Below are 3,855 nucleotides of genomic sequence, written 5' to 3' on the forward strand. Positions count from 1 at the left end.
CCCCACCAGGAGGAAGGGCGCAGCCCTTCCTCCTGGACCTCCATCCCAGTCTTTCGATCGTTTTTTTGTGAGAGGTTTTAATATGGAAATTTCATCCGTATCAGTCGCAAAGGCGACCCGGGTTACCCAATCCTCCCGGCAGGAGATCGAACAGCACGCCACGGCCTCACGAGAGAGCAACGCCAACAAGGTGAAGGCAGCCGACAAGGCCATGGTCCAAAAAGTGGCACAGAAACGGTTTCACGTGACGGCTTGATGCGGATTGCTCAACGTTGCCCGCCGGGCCCGATCATGACGGCATCGATATGGATCATCATCTGCTCGATCAAGCTCAGGAGCATGGCCATGCGTTTCTCCATGACCACCTTGTAAGGGTCCATGCCACCCGTCGCGCCATCCGAATTTTTTCGATCTCCCTGTTTGGGACTTCCGGTTGCCGTGTCTGTTTGGCTCGTCATGTCTCGGGCGTGCTCCTGCATCTGCCGCAACACCTCCCGCACGGTTTCGCTGTGTTCGCGCAGCAGGAGGCGCCAATCGTCCGGGGATTCCGTTTGACGGGCTTTGGCCATTTGTACCCGCAGATCCTGGATGCGCTCCTCCACGCTGTCCAACGCTTTGATCATCTGCGTCGATTGTTCATCCAGGGCCTTTTTTTTTCCGGTCTGCTCCAGAAGGGTCCGGCTCTGTCCGGCAGTCCGCTCGGCCTGGGTCGGTTTGCTGGCAGGGGTTTCAGCGAACGATCTTTCCGCGATGGTCTGGGATGCACAAACGATCATGGCCAAAACGACTCTACCGACGTTCATGTGACCTGCTCCTTGTTTTGGGATCCCGATTCCAAACAATGCGTACCTTTGGTATAATAAAATCGCGGTCGACGTCAACCAGTCGCTCTTCCACCAGGAAGCTCGATGTACGTTGGGAGTGTGTCGCCGTTCCTGCCGTTTGTACACGGGAGGTGGGTTCCCGTTTTTCAACCTGCGAGGTTGTTGGTATGACGATGAAAAATAAATATTTGATCTTGATCATATTTTCCCTATTGTACGGGTGTCAGGCCACCCCGTACTCATCTGGAGAGTTTATCACCATGGCGACGGAGGCCGTGGATGCACGCAACGATGTCAAGGCGGAAAAATATTACCGGCAGGCCCTGGAGCAACAACCAGAAAATCCTTTTGCTTTGTATAACCTGAGTCTTTTGCTTCGGCGCAACAAGCGCTTTGCCGAGGAGGAGGCCCTTCTCACCCGGCTCTTCGGTTCCGACATGTTTCCGAACGGCAACCTGGAGCAGGAGAGCGAGGAGGATGCCCGGCGCGTGGCTCAGGGGTTGCGGCCATTGCGGGATTTCATCATGTCCCAATGGATGACCAAAGGGGCTTATCGGGAGGAGTCCCTGGCGCTGCGCCCGGATCTCAAACGGGGACGGGATATCTATTTCCAGTACTGTTCGGAGAAGTGTCACCAACCGGAGGGTTGGGGCAGCCTGGATGGCAAAATCCCCCAGATCGCCGGTCAGCACCGCACGGCGCAAGTCAAGCAGTTGGCCGATATTGCCGCCAAAAATCGGGACAACCCCAGCATGTACCGTTTTTCCCTGCCCAATGAGATCGGCGGTTATCAGGCCATCTCCGATGTTTCCGCCTACATCACCTCCCTGCCCATGGATCCCCGGAACGGGCATGGCCCGGGATCCGATTTGGAACTCGGGCAGCGGGTCTACCGGGCCTACTGCCGTTCTTGCCACGGCGACCACGGTGAAGGCAGACCCGACGACTACTACCCCATGATCCAGGGGCAGCACTACGCCTACATGGTGCGCCAGATCGAATGGATGAAAAACGGCAAGCGCCGGGCTGTCCATCCCCTCAAAATGAAACAAATCAAATATCTGTCGGAGAAAGAGATGTCGGCTGCCCTGGATTACGTGTCACGCGAGTCGGCCCCTTCGGTGCTGGTGGCCAAGCCGGGTTGGAAAAATCTCGACTACCGTGGACGGGAAAAACCAGCCGTACCGGCGGAAAAAATCGACGGGGAAGGGTTGTTCTGAAAAATACGGGGAGTGTTCGGCCCCGCTACCCGTTTTTTTCTTTTGCAGCCAAAAAATCACAAAACCGCCGGTCGATCACCGGAAAGTGGGTGTTGACCCACTCATAGAGAAAATCCAGCATCCTCTTGGCAAGCAGGCCTCTTTCCGGATTATCTTCGGCGTGTGCCAGTTTTTCCCGGAATGCGCTCATGCTGTTCTCGAATTTTCGATGCACCATGGCATGGCTCTCCGTATCCGGGAAGTGATGGGTCCGCATCAACTCCTCTTCGTAGGAGAAGTGTGTGACGATGTAATCGTCGAGCAGCTTGAATATGCTCTCAAGGTGAGCCAGATCGACTTCAGGATCCCGTTTGTCCTTCTCCTTCTTGACCAGACGATGCAGCCCCGCCATGACGAAAAAGAGCATTTCGTGTTGAAAATCGATATCTGGGTGTCCCAAAAGGACTCTTTCCGGCAAAAACTGATACTTCATCAGCACCCCCTCTTCCGATCCATCCAGTTTGATGACACACGGTGCGCACCCCCCTGCCGCCGCGAATCGAACGCCTGACCTGGGACGACCCCACCGGGAGAAGGATATCCCACCACGATCCGGTGAAAAAGGGTATCTCATCGCGATCCATTCCGTTGCCCTGGGGATACCTTGTGGGGCAGCAGGGATTCCGTTAAGGTACCGGGCGACTCGGGGAGGGGTCTCCCCGGCATGAACCATGTGGCACTAGACAGAGGTTACATCCATGTTTGAAGGCGTCATTTGCGCCTTGATCACCCCCTTCCGGGACGGTCGTGTGGACGGCCAGTCCATGCGGCGTCTGATCGACTATCAGATCAGCCAGGGTGTCCAAGGCATTGTCCCTTGCGGAACGACCGGTGAGTCGGCGACCCTCTCCCATGACGAACATAAAGAGGTCATCCGGCTGTGCCTGGAACACGTTCATGGACGGGTGCCGGTGATCGCCGGCACGGGGTCCAATTCCACGTCGGAATCCATTGCCCTGACGCGATTTGCGCGCGAGGCGGGCGCCAGCGCGGCCCTGCTCATCACTCCCTACTACAACAAGCCCACCCAAAATGGCCTGGTCACCCACTACCGTGCCGTTGCCGAGGCCGTTGACCTTCCTCTGGTGCTCTACAACGTGCCGGGCCGGACCGCTGTGGACATGCAGGCGGAGACCGTGGCCCGTCTGGCGGATCTGCCCAACGTGGTGGCCGTCAAGGAGGCCACGGCTGGCATGGAACGAGCCTCGACCATCCGTGCCCTGTGTGGCGACAAAATCACCCTGCTCTCAGGGGATGACGCCACCTTCATGCCGTTCCTGGCCGTTGGGGGGCGCGGCGTGATCTCTGTTTCCGCCAACGTGGCCCCGGCGCGCATGGTCGCCATCTACAACCACTGGCAGGCCGGCAACAGCAAGGAGGCGCTCCGCGAGCACGATGCCCTGTTACCCCTCAATCAAAAGCTTTTTTGCGAAACCAACCCCATTCCCATCAAGGCGGCTGCCTACATGCTCGGGTTGTGCGGTCCCGAGATCCGCCTGCCCCTGACCCCCATGTCCGATCAGCATCGGGAGCCCCTGGAACGCATTCTGCGCAACCTGGGATTGTTTGAGCAGGTGGCCCCTTTCACTCGATAACAACGATTGATGGAAAAATTTGCGTAACTATTCGCCACCCGGCAACGAATTGGGGTCCAGGGGGCTGGCTCCCTGGCTTGGTCCAGGGCAGCGCCCTGGCGGGTCCAGGGCAGCGCCCTGGTGCCCTGGTGGGGTTCGGGGCGAAGCCCTGACAAAGGCTTTCATATCCAAGCTTTT

Annotated in this window: 5 protein-coding genes; 3 read left to right on the forward strand and 2 right to left on the reverse strand. The window is 57.7% G+C overall.

The window, feature by feature from the left end; translation table 11 throughout:
• The first annotated feature begins 82 nt into the window (after positions 1–82).
• The gene (locus HQL63_15940; protein MBF0178314.1) at positions 83–256 is read left to right on the forward strand and encodes a hypothetical protein; all 174 of its coding nucleotides are present in this window, start codon (positions 83–85) and stop codon (positions 254–256) included.
• Positions 257–266: 10 nt separating this feature from the next.
• Here HQL63_15940 and HQL63_15945 read toward each other — a convergent pair whose 3' ends face one another.
• Positions 267–803, reverse strand: coding sequence for a hypothetical protein (locus tag HQL63_15945; protein ID MBF0178315.1), 537 nt, complete (start codon positions 801–803; stop codon positions 267–269).
• Positions 804–1,348: 545 nt separating this feature from the next.
• On the opposite strand from HQL63_15945, the gene HQL63_15950 reads away from it, so the two are divergent.
• Positions 1,349–2,044, forward strand: a complete 696-nt coding sequence (locus tag HQL63_15950; protein ID MBF0178316.1) for a c-type cytochrome — start codon at positions 1,349–1,351, stop codon at positions 2,042–2,044.
• A gap of 25 nt (positions 2,045–2,069) precedes the next feature.
• Here the strand turns inward: HQL63_15950 and HQL63_15955 are convergent, their stop codons facing one another.
• Complete coding sequence (locus HQL63_15955) at positions 2,070–2,516, reverse strand: hemerythrin domain-containing protein (GenBank protein MBF0178317.1); 447 nt, start codon at positions 2,514–2,516, stop codon at positions 2,070–2,072.
• Between the two features lie 265 nt (positions 2,517–2,781).
• Here HQL63_15955 and HQL63_15960 point away from each other — a divergent pair, with 265 nt between their 5' ends.
• Positions 2,782–3,678 (forward strand): 4-hydroxy-tetrahydrodipicolinate synthase, encoded by an 897-nt coding sequence (locus HQL63_15960; GenBank protein ID MBF0178318.1) that lies wholly within the window; start codon positions 2,782–2,784, stop codon positions 3,676–3,678.
• Positions 3,679–3,855 lie beyond the last annotated feature (177 nt).

Source organism: Magnetococcales bacterium, from assembly GCA_015231175.1.
Taxonomy (GTDB): Bacteria; Pseudomonadota; Magnetococcia; order Magnetococcales; family DC0425bin3; genus HA3dbin3.

Coding starts and splice junctions, on each gene's coding strand:
- HQL63_15940 (MBF0178314.1), top strand. CDS start 83: ATGGAAATTTCATCCGTATCAGTCGCAAAGGCGACCCGGGTTACCCAA.
- HQL63_15945 (MBF0178315.1), bottom strand. CDS start 803: ATGAACGTCGGTAGAGTCGTTTTGGCCATGATCGTTTGTGCATCCCAG.
- HQL63_15950 (MBF0178316.1), top strand. CDS start 1,349: ATGTCCCAATGGATGACCAAAGGGGCTTATCGGGAGGAGTCCCTGGCG.
- HQL63_15955 (MBF0178317.1), bottom strand. CDS start 2,516: ATGAAGTATCAGTTTTTGCCGGAAAGAGTCCTTTTGGGACACCCAGAT.
- HQL63_15960 (MBF0178318.1), top strand. CDS start 2,782: ATGTTTGAAGGCGTCATTTGCGCCTTGATCACCCCCTTCCGGGACGGT.